The organism is Paracoccus yibinensis, assembly GCF_030846195.1.
Classification (GTDB): Bacteria; Pseudomonadota; Alphaproteobacteria; order Rhodobacterales; family Rhodobacteraceae; genus Paracoccus; species Paracoccus yibinensis.
In genome coordinates, this window is the sequence record NZ_JAVCWH010000003.1 from 552,576 (window position 1) to 578,684 (window position 26,109).

Here is a 26,109-nt window from a genome sequence, read left to right on the forward strand (position 1 = left end):
ACCGGCGGCCAGCCGGTCCCTAGCCCTTTCGGAAGGGGGTGAAGTCCGCAAGGGCATCGATCTCCTCGCCCATCGCCTCGCGTTCTCGGTCAAGATAGTCGGCCAAGGCGCGCTGAAAGCCCTCGTCAGCAACCCAGTGCAGGGAATGAGTGGCGACCGGCTCATATCCTCGCGCCAGCTTGTGTTCGCCCTGGGCGCCCGCCTCGACGCGGGACAGGCCCTGCTTGATGGCGTGGTCGATGGCCTGATGATAGCACAATTCGAAATGCAGGAAGGGGTGATCCTCGACGCAGCCCCAATAGCGGCCATAGATCGCGTCCGGTCCCAGGAAGTTCAGCGCCCCGGCGACGGGACGGCCGTCGCGTTCGGCCAAAACCAGCAGGATGTCGTCGCGCATGGTCTGCTGGAGGCAGTCGAAGAAGGTCCGCGTCAGGTAGGGCCGCCCCCATTTGCGGCTCCCGGTGTCCTGGTAGAAGGTCCAGAAGGCGTCCCAGTGATGCGGCTTCAGGTCGTCGCCTGTCAGGTGCCGGATCGTGCCGCCAAAGCCCTGCGCGCGGACGCGTTCCTTGCGCAGATCCTTGCGCTTGCGTGATGACAGCGCCCCCAGGAATTCGTCAAAGCTGCCATAGCCGCGGTTCAGCCAATGGAACTGCTGCGTGACGCGGGGCAGGAAGCCGATCTCGGCCCCGGCCTGCGCCTCGGCTTCCGTGCAGAAGGTGACGTGGACGCCAGACGCCCCGCCCCGTTCGGCAACCTGCGTCATCCCGGCCAGCAGCGACTGGCGCATGGCCGGATCACGGGTCAGAAGCCGCGCGCCCGTAACCGGGGTAAAGGGCACCGCCGCCTGCAGCTTGGGATAATAGCGCCCGCCGGCCCGCTGAAAGGCCTCGGCCCAGGCATGGTCGAAGATGTATTCGCCCTGGCTGTGGGATTTCGCGTAAAGCGGCGCAGCGGCGACCACCTGGCCATCCGCCTCCAGCGTGACATGCAGCGGCTGCCAGCCGGTCCCCCGCCCGACCGACCCGGACTCCTCCAAGGCCAGCAGGAAACGATGGGTGGTGAAGGGATTGCCGTCGCCCAATCCGTCCCAGGTCTGGGCCGGGATCGAACCAATGCCGGGACGGGTGGAAAAGGTCAGCGTGCTCATTCCAGCGAAGCTAGGCGGTTGCAAAGCATTTGTCAGCGCCCGCCACGTCACAATACCGCAGGCGTTTCACTTTGGCCCAAATATCCCGCAGGGGGGATCCGCCCCTTGGGGCGGATGGGGGACGCGAAGTCCCCCCGACCCGGTTTCAGAGTGCGGCCGGGTAGCCTTCAAAGGTGATGTTGTCGGCCACGCGACGGGCCAGGGCTTCTTCCTCGACGCTGCGGATCGTCCAGCACAGGATCGGGACGCCTTGCGCTTTCAGCGCGTCCAGCCGTGCATTGCCCAGGTCGCGCTTGTCGTGGGACACGAAGCAGGAACCCGTCTGGTCGAAATCGTTGATCCCGGCCAGATGGCTGCGGCGATCCTCGGGGATGCCGGGCCAGTCGGCTTCCTCATATCCGCAGGTAGTCAAGCCCACCGGGATGTCCGGGGCCAGCGCATGAAAGCCCGCGACCACATGCGGGTTGAAGGACATCACCGCGACCGGCCCGCCATAGCCTTGCAGGTCATCCGCCACCGCCCGGTGCAACTGACCGATATCGGCACCAAGCGACATGTCCTGATCCTTGATCTCGATCAGCAAGGGCACGCGGCCCGCAACCAGATCCAGGAACTGCCGCAGGGTCGGGACCGGGTGGTCGCTGCCCAGCAGGCGACGGGCCGCCAATGCATCGGCATCGAACCCTGCAATCAGACCCTCGGCTCCGGTCAGGCGCGCAAGGTCATAATCGTGAAACACCATGGCCGTGCCGTCCCTGGCAGGCTGGATGTCCAGTTCAATCGCATAGCCTGCATCGATGGCTGCCTGCGCGGCGGCCAGGCTGTTTTCCGGGACGCCCGGACCATGCAGGCCACGATGCGCAATGGGTGTCGTCAGGAAGGCGGGGTGCAGGTTCATCACGCGACCTCGAAGATCGCTTCGATTTCCACCGCGACGCCCAGGGGCAGCGCGGGCGCCGACACGGCGGCGCGGGCGTGGCGGCCCGCGTCGCCAAAAACCTCGACCATCAGGTCGGAACAGCCGTTGATGACCTTGGGCTGGTCGGTGAAATCGGCGGTCGAGTTCACAAATCCCGTCAGCTTGACCACGCGGCGCACGCGATCCAGGTCGCCAACGGCGGCCTTCAGTTGCGCGATCAGAGACAGCCCGCAGCGGCGGGCGGCTGCGGCGCCTTCGTCGACGGACATGCCGTCGCCCAGGCGGCCCTTGATCAGGCCGCTCTCGTCCTGGCTGATCTGGCCCGACACGAAGATCAGGTTGCCGGTCTGCACGAAGGGCACGTAATTCGCCGCGGGCGCGGGGGCTGCTGGAAGGGTGATGCCTTTTTCCGCCAGGGTCGCTTCGATGCTCATGGTGTCTTCCTCGGACTGGATTCGCGCGGCACCGTAGCAAGGCCCGGCTTACGCGACCAGAGCCTCGGCGCGCTTCAGGTCCACGCTGACAAGCTGGCTGACGCCCTGTTCGACCATGGTGACGCCGAACAGTCGGTCCATGCGCGACATGGTGACGGCGTGGTGGGTGATGATCAGAAAACGCGTGTCGGTGCGCCGCGTCATCTCGTCCAGCAGGTCGCAGAAGCGGCTGACATTGGCGTCGTCCAGCGGCGCATCCACCTCGTCCAAGACGCAGATCGGGGCGGGGTTGGCCAGGAAGACCGCGAAGATCAGCGCCATGGCCGTCAGCGTCTGTTCGCCCCCGGACAGCAGCGACAGGGTGGACAGCTTCTTGCCGGGCGGCTGGCACATGATTTCCAGCCCCGCGTCCAGCGGATCGTCGGATTCGACCAGCACCAGCCGCGCCTCGCCCCCGCCGAACAGGGTGGTGAACAGGGTCGTGAAATTGGCATTCACCGCATCAAAGGCCGCCAGCAGCCTTTCGCGCCCTTCCCGGTTCAGGCTGGCAATGCCCGCCCGCAGCTTGCGAATGGCTTCCTCGAGGTCCGACTTCTCGGCGGCGATGCGGTCGCGCTCGGCCTCAAGCTCCTGCTTGTCTTCCTCGGCGCGCAGGTTCACGGCGCCAAGTGCGTCGCGCTGCGTCCGCAGCCGCGCGATCCGGTCCTCCAGCGCGGCGGCGGGCGCTTGGACAGCCTCGTCGCCAAGCGAGGCCAGCAGCATCTGCGGCGTGGTCTCCGCATCCTCCAGGATGCGCAGCCGGGCAGCGGCCTCTGCATCGCGCGCGGCTTCGGAGCGGGCCTCGCGCAGGGCGCGGGTTTCGCGGGCGTCAGATGCGGCGCGCTCGGCTTCGCGTTCCGCATGGGCGGCGGCGCGGGCGGCGTCTTCGGCCACCGACAGCGCGTCGCGCGCGGCCGACAGGCGTGCCTGGGCCTGCGCCTCGCGGCCCTGCAGGCTGGCGCGGCGATTGGCCAGCAGCGCGGGCTGTTCCTCGGCCTGGGTCAGGTCGGAGAGGGCGTCGTCGCGTCGGGCGATCAATTCGGCGGCCCGCGTCCCCGCCTGATGCAGGCGTTGCGCCCAGCCGGCTTCCTCCTTGGCGATCTGGTTCAGGCGCCTGGCACGCTCGCTGCCCTCGCGCCGCAACTCGTCCAGCGCGGCGCGGCGGGACATCGTCGCGATCCGCGCGGCCTCGACCCCGGTGCGGGCATGGTCCAGGGCCATCGCCGCCTGAGACGGGTCGGGCAGGTCCGCCAGCGCGGCCTGCGCCTTGATCAGGCGGACCCGAACATCGGCAACATCGGCCTGATGGCGCGCCAGTTCCACACGCGCTGCTTCCGCCCGGCTGCGGGCCAGGGACAGGTCCGATTCCGCGCGCGTCAGGGCACGCGCCGCATCCGACAGATGCCGTTCCGCATCGCGCCGTGCATCGCGCGCCGATCTTTCGGCCCCTGCCGCATCGGACAAGGTGGCGCGCGCATCCTCGTGCGCCTCGATCGCGGCGTCCGCACGGGCCGTGGCCGCTTCCGCCTGGATGGTGATCTCGGCCAGCTTGTTGACCTGCTGCAGATGCAGGGCTGCGGCCGATGAAGCCTCGCCCGCCAGAACGCGCATCCCATCCCAGCGGAACAGATCCCCCGCCCGTGTCACCAGCCGCTGTCCCGGCTGCAGATCGGCCTGCATGGAAGCCGCCGTCTCTGCGTCCGCCACAAGCCCGACCTGGGACAGCCTGCGCGCCAGAACGGCGGGACCGGTGACATGCGAGGCCACGGGGGCAGCGCCGCCGGGCAAGGGTTGCGGATCGTCCCATCCGGCCAGCAGATGCCAGCCGCCAGCCCCGTCCGCCGCCAACCCGGCATTCAGGTCGTCCCCAAGCGCCGCGCCAAAAGCCGCTTCATATCCCTCGGCGACCGTCACCTGGTCCAGGATCGCCTGTCCACCCGACCCGCCACGTTCCACCAGCCGCCGCAGAGCGGCCATTTCGGCAGCAAGCGCCCCGGATTCGCCCTCGGCCTCGGCACGCACGATGCGGGCCTGGGCCTCGGCGGCCTCGGCTGCGGCGCGCGCGGCTTCGGCCTGGGCCAAGGCATCCTCTGCGCCCTCGACGCGAGCTATGGCAAGGTCTTGCGCCTGCTGGGCCTCGGTCACTGCCTGCTGGGCTGTGGCGCCGGTTTCCGCTGCGCCTGCAACATTCTCCCGCGCCTCGGCGCTGGCACGCTCGGTTCGGTCCAGCATGGCGCGCAGATCGGCCACCAGACGTTCGGCCGATTGATGCCGCGCAGCCAGACGGGCCGCCTCGTCGGTCAACTCGGCCAGTCGCGCCTCAAGCTCTCGCAGCGCCTCGGCGGCTTCCTCTGCCGCTTGGGCCGCCGCGTCAAGGCGGGCGTCGTGCCCCTCCGCCGCTCGTTCCAGGTCCGCCTTTTCCCCTGCCAGCCGTTCGACCACCTCGCCAGCGTCGCGGTTCAGCGCCTCCTCTCGGTCGATATCGCGGGCAAGCTGGCCGATACGGGCCCGCAGGCCGGCAATGGCCGCAAGGGCGCGCGCATCGGCCTCGTCCAGGGCCTCACGCTCGGCCCCCAGGCGCGACAGGATTGCGGCGGCGACCTGTTCCTCCTCGCGCAGGTCCGGCAGGGCAGCCTCGGCCGCCTCGCGCCGGGACGCCGCCTCCTTGGACGCGGCTTCGGCGGCGCCTGCCTCGCGGCCGGTAGCGGCCAGCGCATCGGCGGCGGCCAGATGCGTCGCCTCGGCTTCGGACCAGCGGCGATAAAGCAGCGCCCCCTCGGCCAGGCGCAGCGCCGCGCCGATCTCGCGGTATCGCGCGGCGGTGCGCGCCTGCCGGGCAAGGCTGGCGGCCTGCGTGGACAACTGGTCCAGCGTATCGTCAACCCGCACCAGGTTCGCCTCGGCCCCGTTCAGCTTCAGTTCCGCCTCGTGGCGGCGCTGATAAAGCCCGCTGATCCCGGCCGCTTCCTCCAGGATGCGGCGGCGCGACCTGGGCTTGGCGCTGATCAGTTCGCTGATCTGCCCCTGCCGCACCAGCGCCGGGCTGTGCGCCCCGGTCGAGGCGTCCGCGAACAGCATCTGCACGTCCCGCGCCCGCACGTCCTTGCCGCCGATCTTGTAGGCGCTGCCCGCGTCGCGGGTGATGCGCCGCACGATGTCGAACTGGTCTTCGTCGTTGAAGCCCGCGGGCGCCAGACGGTCGCGGTTGTCCACGGTCAGCACGACCTCGGCATGGGCACGGGCCGACCGGCGCGCGGTGCCCGCGAAGATCACGTCCTCCATCCCCTCGCCGCGCATGGCGGTGGGGCGGTTCTCGCCCATGACCCAGCGCAGCGCCTCCAGCAGGTTCGACTTGCCGCAGCCGTTCGGGCCAACGACGCCGGTCAGCCCCTCGCGGATGACCAGGTCAGTCGGGTCCACGAAGCTTTTAAAGCCGTTCAGTCGCAGTCGGTCGAAGCGCAAGCAGTGTTCCTTCTGGTTCTTCGGGGGATTGTCGCATTGCGGGCACCCGAGTCAACCATTGCGCGCTACATCTGGCACAGTGCAAGGCAGTTTCCACAAGATGCGCATAGTCCCGCCGCCGTTTCTTGATACCATCCGGGCATGATAAGCGCCCTGTCCCTGATTCTGGCCTTTCAGCTGGTCGGAGAGATCCTGTCCCGCGCGCTGGACCTGCCCCTGCCCGGTCCGGTCGTGGGGCTGTGCCTGCTGGTCGCCGCCTGCGTGCTGCGGCCCGCGCTGGCCAACCGGCTGAGGCCGACCGCCCAGGGCCTGCTGTCGCATCTGTCGCTGTTCTTCGTGCCTGCGGGCGTCGGCGTCGTGGCGCATTGGCCGGTGCTGCGCGACAAGGGTATCGGGCTGGCGCTGGCGATCATGGGCTCCACGGTGCTGGCAATCGCGGCGGGGGCGCTGGCCTTCCAGGCCGTGGCGCGGTGGACGGGAACGGTCGATCCATCGGCATTGAAGGGGCGCGGCGATGACTGATCCGGCGCTGATCTGGTCCTATCTGGCACAGGGGCCGCTGCTGTGGCTGACGGCGACGCTGGTGGCCTATGTTGTAGGCGATGCGCTGTTCCGAGCAGCAAGGCGGCAAAGCTGGGCGAATCCGGTGCTGATCGCGGTGATCCTGCTGGCGATCTTGCTGGGTGCGACGGGCACCGACTATACCACCTATTTCGAGGGCGCGCAGTTCGTCCACTTCATGCTGGGCCCGGCGACGGTCTGCCTGGCGCTGCCGCTCTATGACAACCTGCCCCGCGTTCGCCGCGCCCTGTGGCCGATGCTGGCGGGTCTGTTCGTGGGGTCCGGGGTGGCGGTGGTGTCCGCCCTGGTGATCGCCCGCGCCTTCGGGATCTCCGGCCCGGTGCTGGCGTCGCTCGCGCCAAAATCGACCACGGCCCCGGTCGCCATCGGAATCGCCGAACGGATCGGAGGCCAGCCGACCCTGACCGCCGCCCTGGTGCTGCTGACGGGGATCTTCGGGGCGATCGTGGTGACGCCGCTGCTGAACGCGCTGCGGGTGAGGGATTGGCGCGCGCGGGGCTTTGCTGTGGGGGTGGCCGCGCATGGCATCGGGACGGCGAGGGCGTTCCAGGTGAACCAGACGGCGGGCGCCTTCTCGGGGATCGGGATGGGGATGAACGCGGTGCTGACGGCGGTGATCGCGCCAATCGTGGTGGGGTGGCTGGGGTGAGAGGAGATCCTATGTCGTAAGAACGAAGACCGGTCCTATTCTTTCATTTTTCTTAGCCGTTGCAACTCATCCATGGCTTCATCCAATTCTTTGCGGGCTGTCCAAACACGCTGAAGTGCCGCATATTCTTCTGCCGCGTCGTCAGGCAGCGAGGTCTCGATTTGCAGATCTCCTGGACCGTAGCTGAATTTGGCTATCGGGTCGTAAGTCGGCAGACAGGCTTCGTACGCTTGCCGCCATTGCCCCGGTATCCGCTCCCAAAGCTTGCGATTGGTTCCGCGAACCTGCGCGGATGGATGTGCAGATTCGAACACGCGCATTCCTGCATCTTCGACTATGCCGCGCGCTTTCTTGGCCTGATTGCCGACCAGCACTACTGATCGCAAGCGGGGCAACAATCGCAACAATTCTGCGACTCTCAACATCCCGTCCCGACGTTCCGCAGCAGTTAAGTCTGTAGTGCCATTCCACCAGGGAATCATGTTCCAGATCACGCTGGCGCGTCGAGGAACTCCCGCAATCTTCATGAAGTGATACAAGGCTTCTGCGCTTGGATCATCGTTGTCGCGAGAGATGAATCCCGAGCCACCCCTTGCTGGATCTGTCTTCGGGCCAGGCTTCTCCAGCAAAAACAGGATTTCAGCATCAACGCCGCCGTCAAGCGGATCGAAGTCCGGCACAAAGCCCCGGTTCTCTGCGCGCAAACTATCAACGAATTTTGCCAGAGGCGCGATGTGCGGATCGGCTCTCAACCTATAGCGCGTCTGGATGGCGCTGATTTCCTTAAAGGCGCGTGGTCCTGTGGGTGAAGGATCCTCCAACATCATTGTGCCTCAACTCCCAGGCCGAAACGCCTTCACCTTCCCCGCATCCGTCTCCACCCGCGCCGCGCCAATCAGATCCAGGCAATACGGCACCGCCGCGAACACCGCGTTCAAGCAGGTCGCAATTGCCGCAGGCTTTCCCGGCAGCGTGATGATCAGCGTCGCGTCCCGGATCACCGCCGTCTGCCGCGACAGGATCGCCGTCGGCACCTCCAGCAGCGAGGCGCGGCGCATTTCCTCTCCGAAGCCCTCCAGTTCCTTCTCGGCTACGTCCATCACAGCCTCGGGCGTCTGGTCGCGCGGTGCGGGACCCGTGCCGCCAGTGACAAGGATCAGGTCGGCGCCCCCTTCGACCAGTTCGCGCAGGGTCGCGGCCACGCCCTCTCGCCCGTCGGGAACGATCACGCGGTCGATTTGCATGGGCGAGGTGATCACGTCGCGCAGCCAGGCCTCGGCGCCGGGGCCGCCCTTGTCCTCGTATTCGCCGCGGGCGGCGCGGTCGCTGACGGTGACGATGCTGATGCGGGCGGGGCGGTCGGTCATGGCGCGGGCCTTTCGCTGGTCGCGGCCACTGTGGGACAGGCCCGCGCAAAAGAAAAGGCCGCGGGGATGCCGCGGCCCTTGGTGCATGATGCGGGCAGACTACTTGTTCCGCGCGTTCCGGTTTGCGACCAGCTTCAGGCGCAGCGCATTCAGGCGGATGAAGCCCGCCGCGTCCTTCTGGTCATAGGCGCCGGCGTCGTCCTCGAAGGTGACATGCGCCTCGGAATAAAGCGACTGGTCCGACCACCGGCCGACGCAGGTGGCAAGGCCCTTGTAGAGCTTCAGCCGCACTGTGCCCGAGACATGCTCCTGCGACTTGTCGATCAGGGCCTGCAGCATCTCGCGCTCGGGGCTGAACCAGAAGCCGTTGTAGATCAGTTCCGCATAGCGCGGCATCAGGCTGTCCTTGAGGTGGCCCGACCCGCTGTCCAGCGTGATCTGCTCGATCCCGCGATGGGCTTCCAGCAGGATCGTGCCGCCGGGGGTTTCATAGATGCCGCGCGACTTCATGCCGACGAAGCGGTTTTCCACGAAGTCCAGCCGCCCGATGCCATGCCTGCCGCCCAGTTCGTTCAGGCGGGTCAGGATGGTGGCGGGGGACAGCGCCTCGCCGTTGATTGCCACCGCATCGCCGCGCTCAAAGGTGACCTCGATGAATTCGGGCTGATCCGGCGCATCCTCGGGGTTCACGGTGCGCTGATAGACATAGTCGGGCGCGGCCTCGGCGGGGTTTTCCAGTGCCTTGCCTTCGGAAGAGGTGTGCAGCAGGTTCGCGTCCACGCTGAAGGGCGCCTCGCCGCGCTTGTCCTTGGCGATGGGGATCTGGTTCGCTTCCGCGAACTCGATCAGCTTGGTGCGGCTGGTCAGATCCCACAGCCGCCAGGGCGCGATGACCTTGATCGACGGATCCAGCGCATAGGCCGACAGCTCGAACCGCACCTGGTCGTTGCCCTTGCCGGTCGCGCCATGGGCCACCGCGTCCGCGCCGTGCTGGTGCGCCAGTTCCACAAGCCGCTTGGAAATCAGGGGGCGCGCGATGGACGTGCCCAGCAGATACAGCCCCTCGTAGACCGCGTTGGCGCGGAACATCGGAAAGACGAAGTCGCGCACGAATTCCTCGCGCAGGTCTTCGATGTGGATGTTTTCCGGTGCGATTCCAAGCAGTTCCGCCTTCTTGCGCGCCGGCTCCAGTTCCTCGCCCTGCCCCAGGTCGGCGGTGAAGGTGATGACCTCGCAGCCGTATTCGGTTTGCAGCCACTTGAGGATGATCGAGGTGTCCAGCCCGCCCGAATAGGCAAGGACGACTTTTTTCGGCGCGTCAGACATGCGGTTAACCCTTCGGCAAAGTTTCCGGGGCAATAAGGCAGTTGGCGCGTTGTCACAAGGGCAAGGAACGGCCAGGACGGGCCTGATTTGAGCAGGGGTATTGGATGAAGGCTTTTCGCATCCTGCTGCACGCATTGCGGCAGGTTTTCGGCAATTCGCGGCAGGTGCTGGCTATTTCCGTGCCGCCATTGGCAATCCAGGCGATCTTGCTGGGCATCGTGGTATCTTGGCTTGCCGGCCTGGACGGCAACCAGCCGTCCGGGGGCTGGTTCCTGACAGTGCTGGCGCTTGGCTTGGTTTATCTGCACAGCCTTGTGTGGCTTGCCGTCCGCTGGCATCGCTTTGTTCTCTTGAACGAACAGGAAAACCTGCTTTCGCCACCGCCTCGTGCGGCCATGATGCGCTATGTTGGCGTTTGCCTGTTGATCGCTCTGGCCATGTTTGCCGCCGCTTTGCTGATCGGCCTTGTTGTCACTGCTGTGGCAGCAGGCGGGGGCGGTTTGCTGGCTGTCCTGGCAGCCGTTGCCCTGGCGATCCTTTCCCATGGCCTGGCCTTGATCCTGGGAACGGCGCTGCCAGGTGCCGCCATTGGTGCGCGGCAGCCGGTCCGCGCGGCTTGGGAAAGCATGAAACCGGCTGGCGGAACTGTTCTCTTGCTGGCGATCATCGCACTGGCAGTCAACGCCTTGGCCGAGGCGGCCAGCATGGCTGTCGAGGCCAGCGATCTGCCGGATGCGCTTATCTTTGGCTTCATCCTGGTATTCTACTGGTTGGCCTCGCTTGTCACCCTCTCGGTCCTGACCACCCTCTGGGGCCACTACGTCGAAGGCCGCCCGCTGCGCTGAACGCTTGCCAAATGCCCGCTTTCGCGTCATGCGCAAGCACATGGAAAACGCCGCCCCCACCCTCGCCGCCCCTAGCTTCGCTGATCTCGTCCGTCAGGCGGAGGTCGCGATCCGCGACCTGTTCGAGCCGACGCCCCTCCAGCGCAACGACCATCTGTCGGCCCGGTTCGGCGCGGAGATCTGGCTCAAGCGCGAGGATCTGACCCCCGTGCGCTCCTACAAGCTGCGCGGCGCCTTCAACGCCATGCGCAAGCGGGTCACGCCCGGGCAGGCGACGAACGCGCATTTCGTCTGCGCCAGCGCGGGCAATCATGCGCAGGGCGTGGCCTTTGCCTGCCGCCATTTCGGCGCGCGCGGCACGATCTTCATGCCGGTGACGACGCCCAAGCAGAAGATCGACAAGACCAAGGTCTTCGGCGGCGACGCGATCGAGATCGTGCTGACCGGCGACTATTTCGACCAGACGCTGGCGGCGTCCCAAGCCTTCGCAGCCGAACACGGGGCGCAGTTCCTGGCCCCCTTCGATTCGGCCGATGTGATCGAAGGCCAGGCCACCGTGGGGCTGGAGATGCTGGAGCAGTTGGGCGACGCGCCTGATCTGGTGGTGCTGCCGGTGGGCGGCGGCGGGCTGGCGGCAGGGGTCACGCGCTATTTCGCCGAGATGGCGCCGGGCACGCAATTCGCCTTTGCCGAACCGCTGGGTGGCGCCAGCCTTCAAGCGGCGCTGCAACAGGGCGCGCCGGTGGCACTGCCTGCCGTGGACAATTTCGTCGATGGCGCCGCCGTGGCGCGCATCGGCGCCCTGCCCTTCGAGGCGCTGCGCCGTTTTGCCCCGCAGGACGTACATCTCGCGCCCGAGGATCGGATATGCATCACCATGTTGCAGATGCTGAACCACGAGGGGGTGGTGCTGGAACCCGCGGGCGCGCTTGCCATCGACGTGCTGGCGGATCTGGGTGACCTTTCCGGCAAGCGCGTGGTCTGCGTCTGTTCGGGCGGCAATTTCGATTTCGAACGCCTGCCCGAGGTCAAGGAACGTGCCCAACGCTTTGCGGGGGTGAAGAAGTATTTCGTCCTGCGCCTGCCGCAGCGCCCCGGCGCACTGCGCGATTTCCTGGAACTGCTTGGTCCCGATGACGACGTGGCGCGGTTCGAATACCTCAAGAAGTCGGCGCGCAACTTCGGCTCGATCCTGATCGGCATCGAAACCTCGGCCCCGCAGAACCTGACGGCGCTGAAGACGCGGCTGGACCATGCGGGATTTGTCTATCGCGACATCACCAACGACGAGATCCTGGCGGAATTGCTCGTGTGATTTAACCCCCCCTTTACCGGCAGGGGGGTATCACAATCGCATGAAACGCACGAATCGCCTGTCTCCTGTTCTAGCCAAGCCGACCACGAACCGGCTGATACGGCGCGTGCTGATCGTCAGCCCCAGCGATGCGCAGCGGCGCATCCTGTCGGTCCCCCTGCGCCGTGCTCGCTATGAGGTGCTGGAGGCGGGATCAGTCGCCGATGCGCTGCAACTGTGCCAGCGGATCGAACCCGATATCGTGCTGTCCGACTGGATCATTCCTGGGGGGGCGGGCAGGGAATCCGGTCTTGACCTGTGCCGCGCCTTCCGCGCCGGAGAACGCAGCAGATATGGCTATTTCGTGCTGCTGACCTCGGCCCAGGATCACGAGGACATCGCCCGCGGGCTGGAGGCGGGGGCAGACGACTTCCTGGCAATGCCCGTCACCAAGCAGGACTTGCTGGCGCGCCTGGCCGCGGGCGAACGCATCCTGCGGGTCGAGGAGGATCTGCGGTCCAGCAATGCCCAGCTTCGCGCCGCGCTTGACCGGCTGCGCGACACCCAGGCCGCGATAGACCGCGACCTGCAAGAAGCGCGCAAGTTGCAGCAGGGGCTGGTCAAGCAGCGGTCGGGTCGCTTCGGTCCGATCCAGTTGTCGCTGTTGCTGCGGCCTGCTGGGCATATCGGCGGGGACCTGGTGGGCTTCTTTCCCATCGGCGATGATCGGGTGGGCATCTATGCCTTGGACGTATCTGGCCATGGCGTGACGGCCGCGCTGCTGACCGCGCAGCTATCCGTGCATCTGTCAGGCTCGGCCGACCAGAACGTCGCCTTGCGCGCGGCCCAGACCGGGACCGATGCCGTCAGCCCTGCGGCGCTTGCCCATTTCTTCAACAACATGATGCTCGAGGAGATGGCGACCGACACCTATTACACGATGATCTATGCCGACCTGAACCATGTGACGGGCAGGTTGCGGATGGTCCAGGCGGGGCACCCCCATCCCGTCCTGCAGCGCGCTGATGGCTCGGTGCTGCCGCTGGGCAATGGCGGGATGCCGATCGGCGTCTTCGAACGGCCGGTCTTCGACGAGATCGAGGTGATCCTGAAACCGGGCGACAGGCTGCTGATCTGTTCGGACGGCATCACCGAGGCCACGAATCCCGCCGGCCGTCTTCTGGGGGATGATGGGGTCGAGGCGATCCTGCGCACAAACGCCTTTCTGGGCGGGCACGTTTTTCTGGAGTCGATGGCCTGGTCGGTGTCGGAGTACTGCCGGGGCGAACGCCAGGACGACATGTCGGCCGTGCTGATAGAATACCTTGCCCCCGCCGAGACCGTGCCCCTGCCGCGACGCTAGATCAGGTGGCGGAACCGGGCCAGGAAAGCCCGCGCGCCTGGATCGGCCAGCAGTTTCATGGCCGCAGGCGGACTGGCCCAATGCGCGCTGTGATGCGGCTCGGACGGGGGTGACAGGCGCAGGACCGGCCGGGCGATCCAGACGTGGCACAGTTTTTCGGCGTATCGCCCGTAATCGGGCATGAAGGCAAAGCGGCGATAGATGCCCAGCCAGCGGGGATTGCCGATGGTCCAGCCGGTTTCCTCGCAGACCTCGCGGTGCAGCGCGCGCAGGCCGGTTTCTCCTGGGTCGATGCCCCCGCCCGGCAACTGGTATTCGGGTTCGGGCGCAGCCTGGCGGGTCAGCAGCAGCTTTCCCTCGCGGGTCAGAAGGCCATAGGCGCCCGGCCGCAGATGGTAAGACTGCCCACGCCTGGGGGAATGGCCGTATCGGCGGATCATGCGGACTCCGGGTTCGTTGGCCCTTCTCTAGCGCAGGGGGAAACCGCGCAAAAGCCACCCCCTTGGGATCGCCCGCAAAGTTCCTATATTGGGCGCGACCCGGCCCGCCCCCCTGCGGGCCTGCCCAGATTTCAGGAATATCGCATGAGCAAGATCAACCAGATCGCGTGGGACGACACGGTTTTGCCGTTCCAGCTGGACCGTTCGGACATTCGCGGCCGCGTTGCCCGGCTGGACGGGGTGCTGGATCACATCCTGTCGCGCCACGACTATCCCGCGCCGGTGGGTGCCCTGGTTGCCGAACTGGCGCTGCTGGCGGCCTTGATCGGCCCGACCGTCAAGCTGCGCTGGAAGCTGAGCCTGCAGGTCCGCGGCAACGGTGCGATCCGCACGCTGGCTGCCGATTATTTCGCGCCCCAGCAGGACGGCGCCCCCGCCCGCATTCGCGCCTGGGCCAGTTTCGATGCCGACCGCCTGGACAGCCGCCCGCCCTTCGAGCAGGTGGGCGAGGGGTATTTCGCCATCCTGATCGACCAAGGCCAGGGCTCGCTGCCCTATCAGGGGATCACGCCGCTTGCGGGCGGGTCGCTGTCGGCCTGCGCACAGACCTATTTCGCGCAATCCGAACAGCTGCCGACCCGGTTCCAACTGGCCAGCGGCGCATCCCGCCTGTCGGGACAGGACAGCCGGTGGCGCGCCGGCGGCGTGATGCTGCAAACCCTGCCGGCCACCCCGATGCAGGGCGAAGGGGGAAGCGGCGAAGGCGGGCTGATCCAGGCTGCCGACATCCTGCAAGGCGCGGAATCCGAGGATTGGAACCGCGCCAACATGTTGCTGGACACGGTCGAGGTTTTGGAGTTGATCGGCCCCTCGGTCGGGCCGACCGACCTGCTGCTGCGCCTGTTCCACGAGGAAGAACCCCGTGTCTTCGACGCGCAGCGGGTTGAATTCGGCTGTTCCTGCACCTCCGACCGGGTTCGGGAAACGCTGTCGATCTATTCCGCCAAGGACATCGCGCACATGACGACCGATGAAGGCATCGTGACCGCCGATTGCCAGTTCTGCGGCGCGCATTACGAATTCGACCCGCACAGCCTGGGGTTCGAGGCGACGGTGGATGCCGAAGGCCAGCCCCTGCCCGACAGGGCGGCCGAGTGATCCCGGCTTGGTCCGAAGACCGTCTGCGTCAGGCCCTGTCGGTTCCGGCAGGGCCAAGTTCCGATTACGACTTGAACCCGGACGTGGCCCCGCCGCCGGGTTCCCTGCGCCCGGCCGGGGTGCTGGCCGCGTTTCACGAGGATGACGGCCGCCTGATCCTGACCAAGCGCGCCTCGGGTCTGCGTCATCATCCGGGCCAGATCGCGCTGCCGGGCGGCAAGGTCGATCCGACCGATGCGGATGAAATCGCCGCAGCCCTGCGCGAGGCGCGCGAGGAAGTGGGCCTGGATGCCGCTCAGGTCGATCTGCTGGGCACCCTGCCACCGCACCGCACCGTGACGGGATTTGCCGTGACCCCCGTGATCGGCATCATCCGGGGCGCCTTCCAGCCCCTTCCCGAACCCGGCGAGGTCGAGGAAGCCTTTGCCCTGCCCTTCGTTCATGTCGCCGACCCGTCCAGCTACCGCATCGAGCGCCGGCGCTGGCGCGAGGGCTGGCGCAGCTATCACGCGGCGCCCTTCGGTCCCTATTACCTGTGGGGCGCGACCGCGAGGATCCTGCTGGGTTTGGCCAGAAGGATCAGGGCGTGACCCGGATTCCCGAACAGGTCATGCAGGATTCCGCGCTGCAATCGGTCTTCGACGCCATCGAGGCGGGCGGGCATCGCGCCTGGCTGGTCGGGGGGGCGGTTCGGAACGCGCTTCTGGGCGAACCGGTGGGCGATCTGGACCTGGCGACCGATGCACCGCCCGAGGTGGTGATGCGACTGGCCCAGGCGGCGGGCCTTAAGCCGGTGCCGACGGGGATCGACCATGGCACGGTGACGGTTGTGTCGGACGGCCGGGGGTTCGAGGTCACGACCCTGCGCCATGACGTCGAAACCGACGGGCGACATGCCGTGGTGGCCTTTTCCGACGATCTGGACCAGGACGCGCGCCGGCGCGATTTCACGATGAACGCGCTTTACGCCGACCGGCATGGCACGGTGATCGACCCGGTCGGGGGACTGGACGACCTGCGCGCCCGGCGACTGCGCTTTGTGGGCGATCCCGCGCAACGCATTGCCGAGGATTATCTGCGCATCCTGCGCTTCTTCCGCTTCCTGGCCTGGTATGGCCGGGAGGCCGATCCCGCCGCTGTGGCGGCCTGCCGCGACGGGCGCGACGGGCTTGGGGGGATTTCGCGCGAACGGATCGGGCAGGAACTGCGCAAGCTGCTGGCGGCACCGGATCCTGTTCCGGCTGTCCGGCTGATGCAGCAGACGGGTGTTCTGGACAAGGTTCTGCCCGGTGCGACGCCCGACAGGCTTTACGGGCTGCAATCCCCTGCGCCATGGCTGGCGCGGCTGGCGGCGCTGTCGCAGGCAGACCTTGCGGATGCCCTGCGCCTGTCCCGGAACGAGGCGCGCGACCACCGCGCGCTTGTGACCGCCCTGACGCAAGGCTGGTCGTTCAACCGCATCGCCTTTCATCTGCGCGCCGATCTGGCCGATGCCGCCGCCGCACTGGTTCAGACCTCCGGCCCGCGCGAGGGCTGGGCCGAGGCGCGGGCCGCCGCCCGCCCCCTGCCCATTGCCGCATCCGACCTGCAACCGCATCTGCAAGGCCCCGCCCTGGGCCGTGCTCTGAAGGCTGCCGAAGATGCATGGATCGATTCGGGCTTCGCTATGCCCGCGCCCGCGTTGATCGACATCGCCCTGCTGGCCGGAGAGACCGCATGACCCTGCACCACCGCCTTGGCCGCCTGATCGACGCCTTCCGCCCGGCGGATGGACCGCCGCCCGCCACGCTGCTGGCCTTTTTCCGCTGGTGCCTGTCCGGGGCTTGGGGCGGGCTTGGGCTGGCGGGCATCGCCTCGGCCCTGGGGGGTGTTGCGGATGTGGTGGCGGCCGTCCTGCTGGGCTGGGTGGTGGACGCCATAGCCATGGGCGATCCTGGCGCCTTCTGGGGGCAGAACGGCCTGCTGGTCGCGGCTTTCGTCGGGTTCTTCCTGCTGGTGCGGCCGCTGATCTTCGGTTTTTCCACCGCGACCTCCAGCGTCATCATCGGACCGAATGTGCTGCCGCTGGTGCTGTCGCGGATCCACCGCTGGACCATGGGCCATTCGGTCGCCTTCTTCGACAACGATTTTGCCGGGCGGCTGGCGCAGAAGCAGATGCAGACCGCCCGCGCCGTCACGGATGTTGCGTCCGAGATGGTGAACGTGGTGGCCTTCGCGCTGGCATCCGTCCTGGGATCGGCGGCATTCCTGGTGTCGGTGGATACCTGGGGTGCGGTCGCGCTGATCCTGTGGATGCTGGCCTATCTGGGCCTGATCCGCTTCTTCCTGCCGCGCATCCGGGCGAAATCCGGGGCCCGCGCATCCGCCCGGGCGATGATCACCGGCCAGGTCGTCGATACCATCACCAACATCAAGACCGTCAAGCTGTTCGCCCATGCCGAACACGAGGATCGCGCGGCCCTGGGCGCCATGGCGGGTTTCCGCGAACGCGCGCTGGATTTCGGCGTGGTCAGCAGCACCTTCCGCATGTCGCTGATGGTAATCGCGGGCATTCTGCCGGTGATCCTGGTCGGCGGCTCGATCATGCTGTGGCGCCAGGGGCAGGCCACGCCCGGCGATGTGGCGGCGGCCGGGGCGATCGCCATGCGGCTGTCGCAGATGACCGGCTGGGTCAGCATGGCATTGATGGGCATCTGGGGCAGCGTGGGCGAGGTCGAGGATGGCATGAAGACCCTGTCCCCCGCCCATGCCCTGACCGACGCGCCCGATGCCACGCCCCTGGAACGGGTGGCGGGTCGCATCGACTTCGATCACGTGGGCTTTGCCTATGGCCGCGATGACGGTGGACTTGCCGACATCGACCTGCATATCCGCGCGGGCGAGAAGGTCGGCATTGTCGGTGCTTCGGGCGCTGGCAAGTCCACGATGGTGGCCCTGCTGCTGCGGCTTTACGACGTGGAAAAGGGCGCGATCCGCATCGACGGGCACGACCTGCGCGAGGTGACCCAGGAAAGCCTGCGCCGCCAGATCGGCATGGTCACGCAGGAAACCGCGATGTTCAACCGATCCGCCCGCGACAACATCCTGTATGGCCGCCCCGGCGCCTCGCAGTCCGAGATCGAAGCCGCCGCCAAGGCGGCCGAGGCGCATGACTTCATCCTGACCCTGCAGGACCACCATGGCCGCAAGGGCTATGACGCGCATCTGGGCGAACGCGGGGTCAAGCTGTCGGGCGGGCAGCGCCAGCGGATCGCGCTTGCCCGCGCCTTCCTGAAGGACGCCCCGATCCTGGTCCTGGACGAAGCGACCAGCGCCCTTGACAGCGAGGTCGAGGCGCAAGTTCAGGACGCCCTGTCCCGCGCGATGAAGGGCAAGACGGTGCTGGCTATCGCGCACAGGCTTTCCACCATCGCCGAACTGGACCGGATCATCGTCATGGATGCGGGCCGGATCGTCGAACAGGGCAGCCACGGGCAACTGCTGGCGCGGGGCGGGCTTTACGCGCGCTACTGGAACCGGCAATCGGGCGGCTTCCTGGGGACCGAGGAAGCGGCGGAATGAGCCTTTGGCATGTCGAACGCCTGGGCCGCCGCGGCGATGGCGTATCCGTGGGGCCGGCCGGCCGGGCCTTGGCCCCCCTGACCCTGCCGGGCGAACAGATCGAGGGCGAAGCCGAAGGGGGGCGCATCGCCGCCCCTCGTATCGTCACGCCCTCGCCCGACCGGGTGCGGCCAGTCTGCGCGCATTACCGCGCCTGCGGGGGCTGTTCGCTGATGCATGCTTCGGACAGTTTCATGACCGCCTGGAAGCGCCGGGTGGTCGAAACGGCCCTGGCCGCACGCGGATTGCCCGCACCCGTCGAGGGGGTGCATGTCTCTCCTCCTCGGTCGCGGCGGCGGGCGGTGTTGTCGGGCAGGCGCACGAAGAAGGGCGCCTTGGTGGGCTTTCACGCCCGCGCGTCGGATGTGATCGTGGATCTTGCCGAATGCCACGTCATGCGCCCCGAGATCACGGCCGCCCTGCCCCTGCTGCGGCGGATCACCGTGGCTGGCGCCTCGCGCAGCGGCGAATTGTCCATGACTGTGATCCACGGTCCTGCCGGACTGGATGTGTCCGTAACCGGTGGCAAGCCGATGGAACCTGCGCTGTTCCAGACCCTTGCCGCGCTGGCGGAGGAAGGCGATCTGGCGCGGCTGACCTGGGACGGCCAGTCGATCACCCGTCGTCCGCCCGCCCTCCTCATGGGTTCTGCGCGGGTCGTGCCGCCGCCCGGCGGCTTCTTGCAGGCGACTCTTGAGGGAGAGGCTGCACTGTTGGCCGGGGTGCAGGCCGTCACGGCAGGTGCAACGCGAATCGTCGATCTGTTCGCAGGGTGCGGGACGTTTTCGCTGCCCTTGGCCAAGGGGGCATCTGTCCATGCGGTCGAAGGCCTGGCAGCCCCGCTTGCCGCTCTGGATGCCGGGTGGCGGAGCGCCCCGGGCCTGGATCGCATCACGACCGAGATTCGCGATCTTGCCCGCCGACCCATGCTGGCCGATGAGTTGAATCGATTTGACGTAATCGTGATCGACCCGCCCCGCGCGGGTGCCGAGGCGCAAGCCCGTGAAATCGCGGATTCCAGGATCAGCAAGGTCGCGTTCGTGGCATGCGATCCGGTGAATTTCTCAAGGGATGCGCAGCTTCTTGCCAATGGCGGTTTTGCGCTGAACCGGCTGTGGGTGGTCGACCAGTTCCGATGGTCCTCCCATGTGGAAACGGTGGCGGAATTCGTCAGAACCTAGCCAGATCACACTGGTCTGTGATATGAAACGGCCATAAAAAACCAAAAATGTCAGAGGCAGTGATGTTCAAGCCAACGCGCCGCGCCGTCGCATTTTCCTTGCTTGCCTTCGTGGCAGCCTGCGGCAAGCCGGAAAGCAAGTTCAGGGCGTATAACGGCCCCGCCGTGACCCAGGTCGTGGTCAACAAGGGCGACCGCAAGATGTATCTTCTGCACGGCACGACCGTGCTGAAATCCTATGACGTGGGCCTGGGCAACGTGCCCGTCGGCCACAAGCAGTTCGAAGGCGATGGCAAGACGCCCGAGGGTGTCTATTACATCGACCGCTTCAATCCGCGCAGCCGCTATCACCTGTCGGTCGGCGTGTCCTATCCCAATGAACGCGACGCGGCCCTGGCCACCGCCCTGGGGCGACACGCGGGCGGCGACATCTTCATCCACGGGCGGGGACCAGAGGGCAACCGTTTCGCGCAGAAGACCCGCGACTGGACCGCAGGCTGCATCGCCGTCAAGGACGAGGAGATCGAGGAAGTCTATGCGATGCTGCGCCCCGGCGTGCCGATCGTCATCAATCCCTGATCCGGGACATCCGCGCCGGAATGGACAAGGCCCCGGACGAGCCGGGGCCTTTTGCGTTCAACTGCCGGTCAGCAGCGTCCACCACAGCTTGCCCGAGGGTTCCTGATACCAGGCAAAGCCCAAATTCGTGGCGGACGGGTCCATGATGACATCGCGCGTGTCGCGGGTGCCCATCCAGGCAGTCAGCGTCTGCATGTCGTTTTCGTAGGACTCCGAGATGTTCTCGCCGACGACATTGCCGAAATAGCCGGCCCGCCGCGCCCGGTCCAAGGGCGAGGATCCGTCCGACCCCCAATGCCAGGCCCGGTTCTGGGCCGACATGTCGCGCGAATGCGCCAGGGCAGCCGCCGACAGTTGCGGGTTCAGCGTCAGGGGCGGCACGGCGATGTTTGCACGCAACGTGTTGATTTGCTGCAACACGCGAATCGGAATCTGCTGCTCCTCGGCGGCGCTGATCTGGTTGCCCGTGGGCATCGCCTGCCCGTCCGGCGCGACCGGAGGCAGGCTGCGCGGCTGACACGCCGCCAGCGCCATCAGCGACAGGGCCGCGATAACCTTGAAATTCGGCATTTTTCCGCCATCCCTCTTTTTTCTTGTGCGCAGATCTATCGAATGGCGCCCGACCGATCAAACCCACGAATTCGTGAAAACCGCCGCTGTGACATCTGCGCGTCCACGGCACTTTGAATTGATGGAATCGCTGCCCCGGCTTATAGAAACCTCCTGCCGCATGAGGCGGAGTGGTCAAGGCCGTCCAGCAAGAACGGCCATCCTTCGAAGGACATGTGAAGATGAGCAAGTCATCTGCAATCAATCGCCGGACCTTCCTGGGTTCGGCCGCAGCCCTGGGCGCGGCGGGTCTGGCACTGCCGTCGTTTGCCCAGCAGATCGACCCCTATACGGGCCAGCCGATCTATAACACGGCCCCCGGCGCGATGCCTGGCGCGACCCCCGATGCGGGGGCGGTGCAATACGATCCCGCAGCCGATCAGCGCCACAACATCTCCAGCTTTTCCGCGCAAAGCTGGCAGCCCCATTTCGAAACCCTGACCAACGGCGCGATCCTGTGCGACCTGACCTCGCGCGCGCTGCATTTCTGGTCGGAAGACGGCAGCACCTATCGGGTCTATCCCTCGTCCATCCCGGTCAGCGCGGACCTGACCCGCACCGGCCGGACCGAGATCATCAAGAAGGTGGAAGGCCCAAGCTGGTCCCCCACGCCCGAGATGAAGGCCCGCAACCCTGAATGGCCGGATTTCGTGGGCCCCGGCCCCGACAACCCCCTGGGCACCCATGCCCTGTGGCTGTCCTGGCAGTATTACCGCATCCACGGCACCCACGACACGCGCAAGATCGGGCGCAAATCGTCGAACGGCTGCATCGGGCTGTACAACGAACACATCAAGGAACTCTACGAGCTGACAAAGATCGGCACGCAGGTCCTGGTGATCTGACAGGGGCCAATCGGCCCCCTGTCTTATGCCCGTATCCAGCCGGCCAGGTTTTCGCGCACGACCTCCAGCATCACCTCGATATGCTGGGGGTCGTCGTTCAGGCAGGGGATATAGGTGAACTCCTTTCCGCCCGCATGTTCGAAGCTTTCGCGGATCTCTCCGTTGATCTCCTCCAGCGTCTCGATGCAGTCCGAGGAGAACGCGGGCGAGATGACCGCGATGTCGGTGATGCCGCGTTTCGCCAGTTCGGCCACGTGTTCGACGGTATAGGGGCGCAGCCATTCCTCGGTCCCAAAGACGGACTGGAAGGTGGTGTCGATCACGCCGTCGGGCCAGCCCAGCGCTTCTTTCAGCAGGCGCGAGGTCTTCTGGCACTGGCAGTGATAGGGATCGCCCTCCAGCAGGTAACGCTTGGGCATCCCGTGATAGCTGGCGACCAGCTTGGCGGGCACCTTGTCGCCCAGCGTCCGGCGCACCGACGCCGCCAGGGCCGCGATGTAATCGGGACGGTCAAAATAGGGCTCGCAGGTGCGGACCGCGGGCTGCCATTTCTGCGCCATCAGCGCCCGGAACAGCTGGTCGTTCGCCGTGGCCGAGGTCGCGCCCGCATATTGCGGATAGAGCGGCAGGAACACGATCCGCTGGCAGCCCGCCTTGACCATGCGGTCCAGCACGTCCTGCGTGGACGGGTTGCCATAGCGCATGCAGAATTCCACCATCACCTGGTCGCCCCATTCGGCGGTGGCACGCTCGCGCAGCGCCTCGGTCTGGGACCGGGTGATGGTCATCAGCGGGCTTTCGTTCTTTTCCTCGTTCCAGATCAGCTTGTAGTTCTTGCCCGAGGTGAAGGGCCGCTTGGTCAGGATGATGCCCTGGAGCAGCGGCTGCCATTTCCAGGCCGGATAGTCGATGACGCGTTTGTCGGACAGGAATTCGTTCAGGTACCGGCGCATCGACCAATAGTCATAGCCGTCCGGCGTGCCCAGGTTGGCGATCAGGATGCCGGTCTTCTTCGGCGGGATCGAGGGGTGGTCTGCGGGCGCATGGGCTGGCTTCATGTCTTCCTGGTCCTGATTTCTTTCAGCGCGTCTTCAAGTCGTGTCGTGGCCGATCCCGGCCGCAGTGGTTTCGGCTGCGTGTCCGAGGGCGACCATCCGGTCAGAAAGACCAGATCGAATGTCGCCACGATACGGGACGGATCGTCGCGGTCGGCATGGTGCTGGGCCATGATCGCGGCGGCGCGGGCAAAGACCGCGCGGCCCGTCGGGCGGCGCAGGCGGCCGGCCATGGCATTCCCCTCGCCCATGGCGCGCAGGTCATGGGCCAGGTGGATCAGGTCGCGATAGCTGGCCCGTTGCGTGACCAGATCGGCCACCGGCAGGGCCAGTCCGGCGCGGCCCAGCAGCCCGCCCATGTCGCGGATTTCCCCCATCGGCAGGATGCGAGGGGACAGCCCGCCGGTCAGTTCCACCTCGGCCTGGGCCAGGGCGGCGCGCAGTTCCTGCAGGGTCTGCCCCCCGAAACAGACGGCAATGAACAGCCCGTCCTCGCGCAGGGCGCGGGCGCACTGGACGATCTGGCCCACCGGGTCATCGGCCCAGTGCAGCGCCATGGCGTGAATGACCAGATCATGCGCGCCAGGTTGCAGATCAAGGACGGGGTCATCGGAAATGATGCGGGCATCGGGAAAGATCTGCGCCCAGAACCCGGGAAAACCTGTCACGACGGCGGGCGCGGTAAACCTTCTGTTAATCTCGGAGAGCCTATCCTGAAGCTCGTCAGCCGCAAGCTGGTGCAGGATATCGGCGAAGCCGCAGCGATTCGCCCGGTCCCGCTGGCGCAGCAGCGCGGGGCGGTCGGTCAGGGTCGGGCGGGTGTCATGGGGCAGTTTCATGGGGGTGGAACATAGGGTGCTTCAGGGGGCGATGAAAGGCGCGTTGCGCCTGTTGTATCCGCCGCAATGCGTGGCCTGCGGCGCGCCCGTGGCGGGCGAGGGTCCGGGCCAGCTTTGCCCGGCCTGCTTTCCCGAGACGCGCTTCATCACCGGCGCGGCCTGCACCCGCTGCGGGGTGCCGCTGCCCGACGACGGGACGGGCGCGGACGATCCCCTGCTGACCTGCGACGACTGCCTGGCGATGGCCCGACCCTGGCAGCGCGGGCGGGCGGCGATGGTCTATGCCGGCACCGGACGGCGGCTGGTGCTGGCGCTGAAGCATGGCGACCGGCCGGATCTGGCGCCTGCGCTGGCGGCATGGCTTGCCCGCGCGGCGGCGCCCCTGATCGACGCCAACACCATCGTGGCGCCGATCCCGCTGCATCTGCGGCGGCTGCTGAAGCGGCGATACAACCAGGCGGCGCTGATATCCGGGCGGGTGGCGCGGAGCCACAAGTCATTGCATCTGCCCGACCTGCTGCTGCGATGCCGCCATACGCCAGGGCAGGACCATCGCGGCGTCGGCGACCGTTTCGCCAACATCGCCGGGGCGCTTGCCGTGAATCCCCGGCGGGTGGAGGCGGTGCTGGGTCGTCCCGTCCTGCTGGTCGATGACGTGATGGCATCCGGCGCGACCATGGCTGCGGCGACGGATGCGCTTCTGGCAGCGGGATCGGGGCCGGTTTCGGTCGCGGTTCTGGCAAGGGCGGTCAAGGATGACTAGGTATGGGGTCACAAGGAAAGGAACCGCACCCCATGACCCAGCCCGCGATCACCATCTATACCACGCGCACCTGCCCCTTCTGCATCCGCGCCAAGGGCCTCTTGCGCGAGAAGAACGTGCAGTATGACGAAATCGACGTCGGCGCCGATCCGTCGGTCCGCGCGCAGATGACCCAGCGCGCCCATGGCCGCCGCACGGTCCCGCAGATCTTCATCGGCGACCGCCATGTGGGCGGCTGCGACGACCTGTTCGACCTTGAACGCCAAGGCAAGCTGGAAAGCCTTCTGGCAGGTGCCGCCTGACCGTGCGATGACGCCAGGTCCGGCGATTGTCGGACTTGACCAAGGGCTGTCGGGCGGGGCACGGTCTCGGCTTCGCCCCGCCCGCGACCCCACCCATTTCCCATCTGGATCCATGCCCCTATCCGCGACCGACACCGACCGCCCCAAGGCCAACGACCGGCTTGCCGCAAGCCTGTTCGCCGAGGTGCTGATCGCCGAGCAGTTGTCGCGCAACCTGATCGGCAAGGCCCTGCCGCGCGGGATGCAGATCTCGCATTTCTCGGTCCTGAACCTGCTAGCGCATGTGAACGAGGAACGCACCCCCGCCCAGTTGGCCCAGGCCTTTCATGTCACGCGCGGGGCGATGACCAACACGCTGTCGCGGCTGGAATGGGCGGGCCATGTCCATATCCGCCCCGACTGGGACGATGCGCGGCGCAAGTTCGTGTCGATCAGCCCGGCGGGCCGGGCGGCGCGGGACGCGGCCATCGCCGCCTTCATGCCCCTGATCGCCGAGGTGGTGCGCGACATCGGCGCCGACAAGGTGCGCACCGCCCTGCCCGTCCTGCGCGAATTGCGCATCCGGCTGGAAGGCGAGGACGACTAGGCCTCTCGCCGCGCCGTGAGGATATAGTTCACCGACAGGTCGCGATCCGACAGCGACCAGCCGAAGCTGAGGGGGTTGAAGACCATCCCCCGGCGGTCCAGGACCGACAGGCCCGCGCCGCCGGCCATCCCCGCCAGTTCGTCCGGCGTGATGAAGCGCGACCAGTCATGCGTGCCGCGCGGCAGCCAGCGCATGATCCATTCCGCCCCGATGATCGCCGCGCCGAAGCTGCGGGCCGTGCGGTTCAGCGTGGACAGGATCACCAGCCCTCCCGGCCGGACCAGGTCGCGGCAGGTGGCGATGAAGCTGGCCGGGTCGGCCACATGCTCGACGATTTCCAGCGCCAGGACCACGTCGAAGACCTCGCCCGCCATCGACTCGGCCGTGGTGGCGCGATAGTCGATGGCAAGCCCCTGTTGCCGGGCATGAAGACGGGCCACCGCGATGTTGCCCTCGGCCGCATCCGCGCCCACGACATCGGCGCCCAGCCGCGCCATGGGTTCGGCCACCAGCCCGCCGCCGCAGCCGATATCCAGCACCCGCAGTCCCCCGAAGGGACGCAGATCGCGCCTGTCTCGCCCGAACTCGCCCGCGATCTGGGTGGCGATGTAATCCAGCCGCACCGGGTTCATCAGGTGCAGCGGACGGAACTTGCCCCTGGGATCCCACCATTCCGCGGCCATCGACTCGAACTTGGCGATCTCGGCGGGGTCGATGCTTGTCATG

Annotated in this window: 27 protein-coding genes; 15 read left to right on the forward strand and 12 right to left on the reverse strand. The window is 66.9% G+C overall.

Annotated features, from left to right (window positions below; translation table 11 throughout):
- Positions 1-19: 19 nt before the first annotated feature.
- The 4 genes from RAH32_RS09810 to RAH32_RS09825 all read right to left on the reverse strand — a co-directional run bounded on the left by RAH32_RS09810 (position 20) and on the right by RAH32_RS09825 (position 6,001).
- On the reverse strand, positions 20-1,147 hold the full coding sequence (locus tag RAH32_RS09810; protein WP_306607558.1) for a GNAT family N-acetyltransferase: 1,128 nt from the start codon (positions 1,145-1,147) through the stop codon (positions 20-22).
- A 145-nt stretch (positions 1,148-1,292) separates the two neighbouring features.
- Positions 1,293-2,045, reverse strand: coding sequence for a glycerophosphodiester phosphodiesterase family protein (locus RAH32_RS09815; RefSeq protein ID WP_306607559.1), 753 nt, complete (start codon positions 2,043-2,045; stop codon positions 1,293-1,295).
- A complete protein-coding gene (locus RAH32_RS09820) occupies positions 2,045-2,500 on the reverse strand; it encodes a RidA family protein (protein ID WP_306607560.1) in 456 nt (151 codons plus the stop codon). The genes RAH32_RS09815 and RAH32_RS09820 overlap by 1 nt, the downstream gene beginning before the upstream one ends.
- A gap of 48 nt (positions 2,501-2,548) precedes the next feature.
- Positions 2,549-6,001 carry a chromosome segregation SMC family protein gene (locus RAH32_RS09825; RefSeq protein WP_306607563.1) on the reverse strand — a complete coding sequence of 1,151 codons (3,453 nt, stop codon included), beginning with the start codon at positions 5,999-6,001 and terminating at the stop codon, positions 2,549-2,551.
- A 141-nt stretch (positions 6,002-6,142) separates the two neighbouring features.
- Here RAH32_RS09825 and RAH32_RS09830 point away from each other — a divergent pair, with 141 nt between their 5' ends.
- Both RAH32_RS09830 and RAH32_RS09835 read left to right on the forward strand, forming a co-directional pair.
- On the forward strand, positions 6,143-6,523 hold the full coding sequence (locus tag RAH32_RS09830) for a CidA/LrgA family protein (RefSeq protein ID WP_306607565.1): 381 nt from the start codon (positions 6,143-6,145) through the stop codon (positions 6,521-6,523).
- Positions 6,516-7,232, forward strand: a complete 717-nt coding sequence (locus RAH32_RS09835; RefSeq protein ID WP_306607566.1) for an LrgB family protein — start codon at positions 6,516-6,518, stop codon at positions 7,230-7,232. The genes RAH32_RS09830 and RAH32_RS09835 overlap by 8 nt, the downstream gene beginning before the upstream one ends.
- Before the next feature lie 35 nt (positions 7,233-7,267).
- Here RAH32_RS09835 and RAH32_RS09840 read toward each other — a convergent pair whose 3' ends face one another.
- The 3 genes from RAH32_RS09840 to RAH32_RS09850 form a co-directional block, all read right to left on the reverse strand.
- Positions 7,268-8,059, reverse strand: a complete 792-nt coding sequence (locus RAH32_RS09840) for a uracil-DNA glycosylase (protein WP_306607568.1) — start codon at positions 8,057-8,059, stop codon at positions 7,268-7,270.
- A gap of 6 nt (positions 8,060-8,065) precedes the next feature.
- Complete coding sequence (gene mog, locus RAH32_RS09845) at positions 8,066-8,599, reverse strand: molybdopterin adenylyltransferase (RefSeq protein WP_306607570.1); 534 nt, start codon at positions 8,597-8,599, stop codon at positions 8,066-8,068.
- 99 nt (positions 8,600-8,698) lie between these two features.
- On the reverse strand, positions 8,699-9,925 hold the full coding sequence (locus RAH32_RS09850) for an argininosuccinate synthase (protein ID WP_306607571.1): 1,227 nt from the start codon (positions 9,923-9,925) through the stop codon (positions 8,699-8,701).
- 104 nt (positions 9,926-10,029) lie between these two features.
- On the opposite strand from RAH32_RS09850, the gene RAH32_RS09855 reads away from it, so the two are divergent.
- Genes RAH32_RS09855 through RAH32_RS09865 form a run of 3 tightly spaced genes read left to right on the forward strand, consistent with a single transcriptional unit; the run spans position 10,030 to position 13,427 of the window.
- Positions 10,030-10,770, forward strand: a complete 741-nt coding sequence (locus RAH32_RS09855) for a hypothetical protein (protein ID WP_306607573.1) — start codon at positions 10,030-10,032, stop codon at positions 10,768-10,770.
- A gap of 28 nt (positions 10,771-10,798) precedes the next feature.
- On the forward strand, positions 10,799-12,085 hold the full coding sequence (gene ilvA, locus RAH32_RS09860; RefSeq protein ID WP_306607575.1) for a threonine ammonia-lyase IlvA: 1,287 nt from the start codon (positions 10,799-10,801) through the stop codon (positions 12,083-12,085).
- A gap of 40 nt (positions 12,086-12,125) precedes the next feature.
- Positions 12,126-13,427, forward strand: coding sequence for a PP2C family protein-serine/threonine phosphatase (locus RAH32_RS09865; protein ID WP_306607577.1), 1,302 nt, complete (start codon positions 12,126-12,128; stop codon positions 13,425-13,427).
- Here RAH32_RS09865 and RAH32_RS09870 read toward each other — a convergent pair.
- Positions 13,424-13,867, reverse strand: a complete 444-nt coding sequence (locus RAH32_RS09870; RefSeq protein WP_306607580.1) for an NUDIX domain-containing protein — start codon at positions 13,865-13,867, stop codon at positions 13,424-13,426. The genes RAH32_RS09865 and RAH32_RS09870 overlap by 4 nt on opposite strands.
- Before the next feature lie 144 nt (positions 13,868-14,011).
- Here RAH32_RS09870 and hslO point away from each other — a divergent pair, with 144 nt between their 5' ends.
- The 6 genes from hslO (at position 14,012) to RAH32_RS09900 (ending at position 20,384) form a co-directional block, all read left to right on the forward strand.
- Complete coding sequence (hslO, locus tag RAH32_RS09875) at positions 14,012-15,025, forward strand: Hsp33 family molecular chaperone HslO (RefSeq protein ID WP_306607582.1); 1,014 nt, start codon at positions 14,012-14,014, stop codon at positions 15,023-15,025.
- Positions 15,022-15,615, forward strand: a complete 594-nt coding sequence (locus RAH32_RS09880) for an NUDIX hydrolase (RefSeq protein ID WP_306607584.1) — start codon at positions 15,022-15,024, stop codon at positions 15,613-15,615. The genes hslO and RAH32_RS09880 overlap by 4 nt, the downstream gene beginning before the upstream one ends.
- Positions 15,612-16,745 (forward strand): CCA tRNA nucleotidyltransferase, encoded by a 1,134-nt coding sequence (locus RAH32_RS09885; protein WP_306607586.1) that lies wholly within the window; start codon positions 15,612-15,614, stop codon positions 16,743-16,745. Before RAH32_RS09880 ends, RAH32_RS09885 begins: the two co-directional genes overlap by 4 nt.
- On the forward strand, positions 16,742-18,586 hold the full coding sequence (locus RAH32_RS09890) for an ABC transporter ATP-binding protein (protein ID WP_306607587.1): 1,845 nt from the start codon (positions 16,742-16,744) through the stop codon (positions 18,584-18,586). The genes RAH32_RS09885 and RAH32_RS09890 overlap by 4 nt, the downstream gene beginning before the upstream one ends.
- A complete protein-coding gene (locus RAH32_RS09895; RefSeq protein ID WP_306607588.1) occupies positions 18,583-19,806 on the forward strand; it encodes a class I SAM-dependent RNA methyltransferase in 1,224 nt (407 codons plus the stop codon). Before RAH32_RS09890 ends, RAH32_RS09895 begins: the two co-directional genes overlap by 4 nt.
- Before the next feature lie 62 nt (positions 19,807-19,868).
- On the forward strand, positions 19,869-20,384 hold the full coding sequence (locus RAH32_RS09900; RefSeq protein ID WP_306607590.1) for a L,D-transpeptidase family protein: 516 nt from the start codon (positions 19,869-19,871) through the stop codon (positions 20,382-20,384).
- A 57-nt stretch (positions 20,385-20,441) separates the two neighbouring features.
- On the opposite strand, the gene dalA is transcribed toward RAH32_RS09900, so the two are convergent.
- Positions 20,442-20,954 carry a divisome-associated lipoprotein DalA gene (gene dalA / locus RAH32_RS09905; protein WP_306607591.1) on the reverse strand — a complete coding sequence of 171 codons (513 nt, stop codon included), beginning with the start codon at positions 20,952-20,954 and terminating at the stop codon, positions 20,442-20,444.
- 221 nt (positions 20,955-21,175) lie between these two features.
- Here dalA and RAH32_RS09910 point away from each other — a divergent pair, with 221 nt between their 5' ends.
- Positions 21,176-21,838 carry a L,D-transpeptidase gene (locus RAH32_RS09910; RefSeq protein ID WP_306607593.1) on the forward strand — a complete coding sequence of 221 codons (663 nt, stop codon included), beginning with the start codon at positions 21,176-21,178 and terminating at the stop codon, positions 21,836-21,838.
- A gap of 23 nt (positions 21,839-21,861) precedes the next feature.
- Here RAH32_RS09910 and hemH read toward each other — a convergent pair whose 3' ends face one another.
- Complete coding sequence (gene hemH / locus RAH32_RS09915; protein WP_306607595.1) at positions 21,862-22,896, reverse strand: ferrochelatase; 1,035 nt, start codon at positions 22,894-22,896, stop codon at positions 21,862-21,864.
- Positions 22,893-23,732, reverse strand: a complete 840-nt coding sequence (locus RAH32_RS09920) for a methyltransferase domain-containing protein (RefSeq protein ID WP_306607597.1) — start codon at positions 23,730-23,732, stop codon at positions 22,893-22,895. The genes hemH and RAH32_RS09920 overlap by 4 nt, the downstream gene beginning before the upstream one ends.
- Positions 23,733-23,763: 31 nt before the next feature.
- Here RAH32_RS09920 and RAH32_RS09925 point away from each other — a divergent pair, with 31 nt between their 5' ends.
- The 3 genes from RAH32_RS09925 to RAH32_RS09935 all read left to right on the forward strand — a co-directional run bounded on the left by RAH32_RS09925 (position 23,764) and on the right by RAH32_RS09935 (position 25,383).
- Positions 23,764-24,495 carry a double zinc ribbon domain-containing protein gene (locus RAH32_RS09925; protein WP_306607599.1) on the forward strand — a complete coding sequence of 244 codons (732 nt, stop codon included), beginning with the start codon at positions 23,764-23,766 and terminating at the stop codon, positions 24,493-24,495.
- A gap of 32 nt (positions 24,496-24,527) precedes the next feature.
- Positions 24,528-24,797: a glutaredoxin 3 gene (gene grxC / locus RAH32_RS09930; protein WP_306607601.1), complete on the forward strand. Its 270-nt coding sequence runs from the start codon at positions 24,528-24,530 to the stop codon at positions 24,795-24,797.
- A 112-nt stretch (positions 24,798-24,909) separates the two neighbouring features.
- Positions 24,910-25,383, forward strand: a complete 474-nt coding sequence (locus tag RAH32_RS09935) for a MarR family winged helix-turn-helix transcriptional regulator (protein WP_103172307.1) — start codon at positions 24,910-24,912, stop codon at positions 25,381-25,383.
- Here RAH32_RS09935 and ubiG read toward each other — a convergent pair.
- Positions 25,380-26,108, reverse strand: coding sequence for a bifunctional 2-polyprenyl-6-hydroxyphenol methylase/3-demethylubiquinol 3-O-methyltransferase UbiG (ubiG, locus tag RAH32_RS09940; protein WP_306607603.1), 729 nt, complete (start codon positions 26,106-26,108; stop codon positions 25,380-25,382). The two genes, RAH32_RS09935 and ubiG, sit on opposite strands and share 4 nt — an antisense overlap.
- Position 26,109 lies beyond the last annotated feature (1 nt).

Coding starts and splice junctions, on each gene's coding strand:
- hslO (WP_306607582.1), top strand. CDS start 14,012: ATGAGCAAGATCAACCAGATCGCGTGGGACGACACGGTTTTGCCGTTC.
- ilvA (WP_306607575.1), top strand. CDS start 10,799: ATGCGCAAGCACATGGAAAACGCCGCCCCCACCCTCGCCGCCCCTAGC.
- ubiG (WP_306607603.1), bottom strand. CDS start 26,108: ATGACAAGCATCGACCCCGCCGAGATCGCCAAGTTCGAGTCGATGGCC.
- RAH32_RS09920 (WP_306607597.1), bottom strand. CDS start 23,732: ATGAAACTGCCCCATGACACCCGCCCGACCCTGACCGACCGCCCCGCG.
- mog (WP_306607570.1), bottom strand. CDS start 8,599: ATGACCGACCGCCCCGCCCGCATCAGCATCGTCACCGTCAGCGACCGC.
- grxC (WP_306607601.1), top strand. CDS start 24,528: ATGACCCAGCCCGCGATCACCATCTATACCACGCGCACCTGCCCCTTC.
- RAH32_RS09935 (WP_103172307.1), top strand. CDS start 24,910: ATGCCCCTATCCGCGACCGACACCGACCGCCCCAAGGCCAACGACCGG.
- RAH32_RS09820 (WP_306607560.1), bottom strand. CDS start 2,500: ATGAGCATCGAAGCGACCCTGGCGGAAAAAGGCATCACCCTTCCAGCA.
- RAH32_RS09910 (WP_306607593.1), top strand. CDS start 21,176: ATGAGCAAGTCATCTGCAATCAATCGCCGGACCTTCCTGGGTTCGGCC.
- RAH32_RS09830 (WP_306607565.1), top strand. CDS start 6,143: ATGATAAGCGCCCTGTCCCTGATTCTGGCCTTTCAGCTGGTCGGAGAG.
- RAH32_RS09815 (WP_306607559.1), bottom strand. CDS start 2,045: ATGAACCTGCACCCCGCCTTCCTGACGACACCCATTGCGCATCGTGGC.
- RAH32_RS09870 (WP_306607580.1), bottom strand. CDS start 13,867: ATGATCCGCCGATACGGCCATTCCCCCAGGCGTGGGCAGTCTTACCAT.
- RAH32_RS09835 (WP_306607566.1), top strand. CDS start 6,516: ATGACTGATCCGGCGCTGATCTGGTCCTATCTGGCACAGGGGCCGCTG.
- RAH32_RS09850 (WP_306607571.1), bottom strand. CDS start 9,925: ATGTCTGACGCGCCGAAAAAAGTCGTCCTTGCCTATTCGGGCGGGCTG.
- RAH32_RS09810 (WP_306607558.1), bottom strand. CDS start 1,147: ATGAGCACGCTGACCTTTTCCACCCGTCCCGGCATTGGTTCGATCCCG.
- RAH32_RS09895 (WP_306607588.1), top strand. CDS start 18,583: ATGAGCCTTTGGCATGTCGAACGCCTGGGCCGCCGCGGCGATGGCGTA.
- RAH32_RS09925 (WP_306607599.1), top strand. CDS start 23,764: ATGAAAGGCGCGTTGCGCCTGTTGTATCCGCCGCAATGCGTGGCCTGC.
- RAH32_RS09840 (WP_306607568.1), bottom strand. CDS start 8,059: ATGATGTTGGAGGATCCTTCACCCACAGGACCACGCGCCTTTAAGGAA.
- RAH32_RS09855 (WP_306607573.1), top strand. CDS start 10,030: ATGAAGGCTTTTCGCATCCTGCTGCACGCATTGCGGCAGGTTTTCGGC.
- dalA (WP_306607591.1), bottom strand. CDS start 20,954: ATGCCGAATTTCAAGGTTATCGCGGCCCTGTCGCTGATGGCGCTGGCG.
- RAH32_RS09900 (WP_306607590.1), top strand. CDS start 19,869: ATGTTCAAGCCAACGCGCCGCGCCGTCGCATTTTCCTTGCTTGCCTTC.
- RAH32_RS09865 (WP_306607577.1), top strand. CDS start 12,126: ATGAAACGCACGAATCGCCTGTCTCCTGTTCTAGCCAAGCCGACCACG.
- RAH32_RS09890 (WP_306607587.1), top strand. CDS start 16,742: ATGACCCTGCACCACCGCCTTGGCCGCCTGATCGACGCCTTCCGCCCG.
- hemH (WP_306607595.1), bottom strand. CDS start 22,896: ATGAAGCCAGCCCATGCGCCCGCAGACCACCCCTCGATCCCGCCGAAG.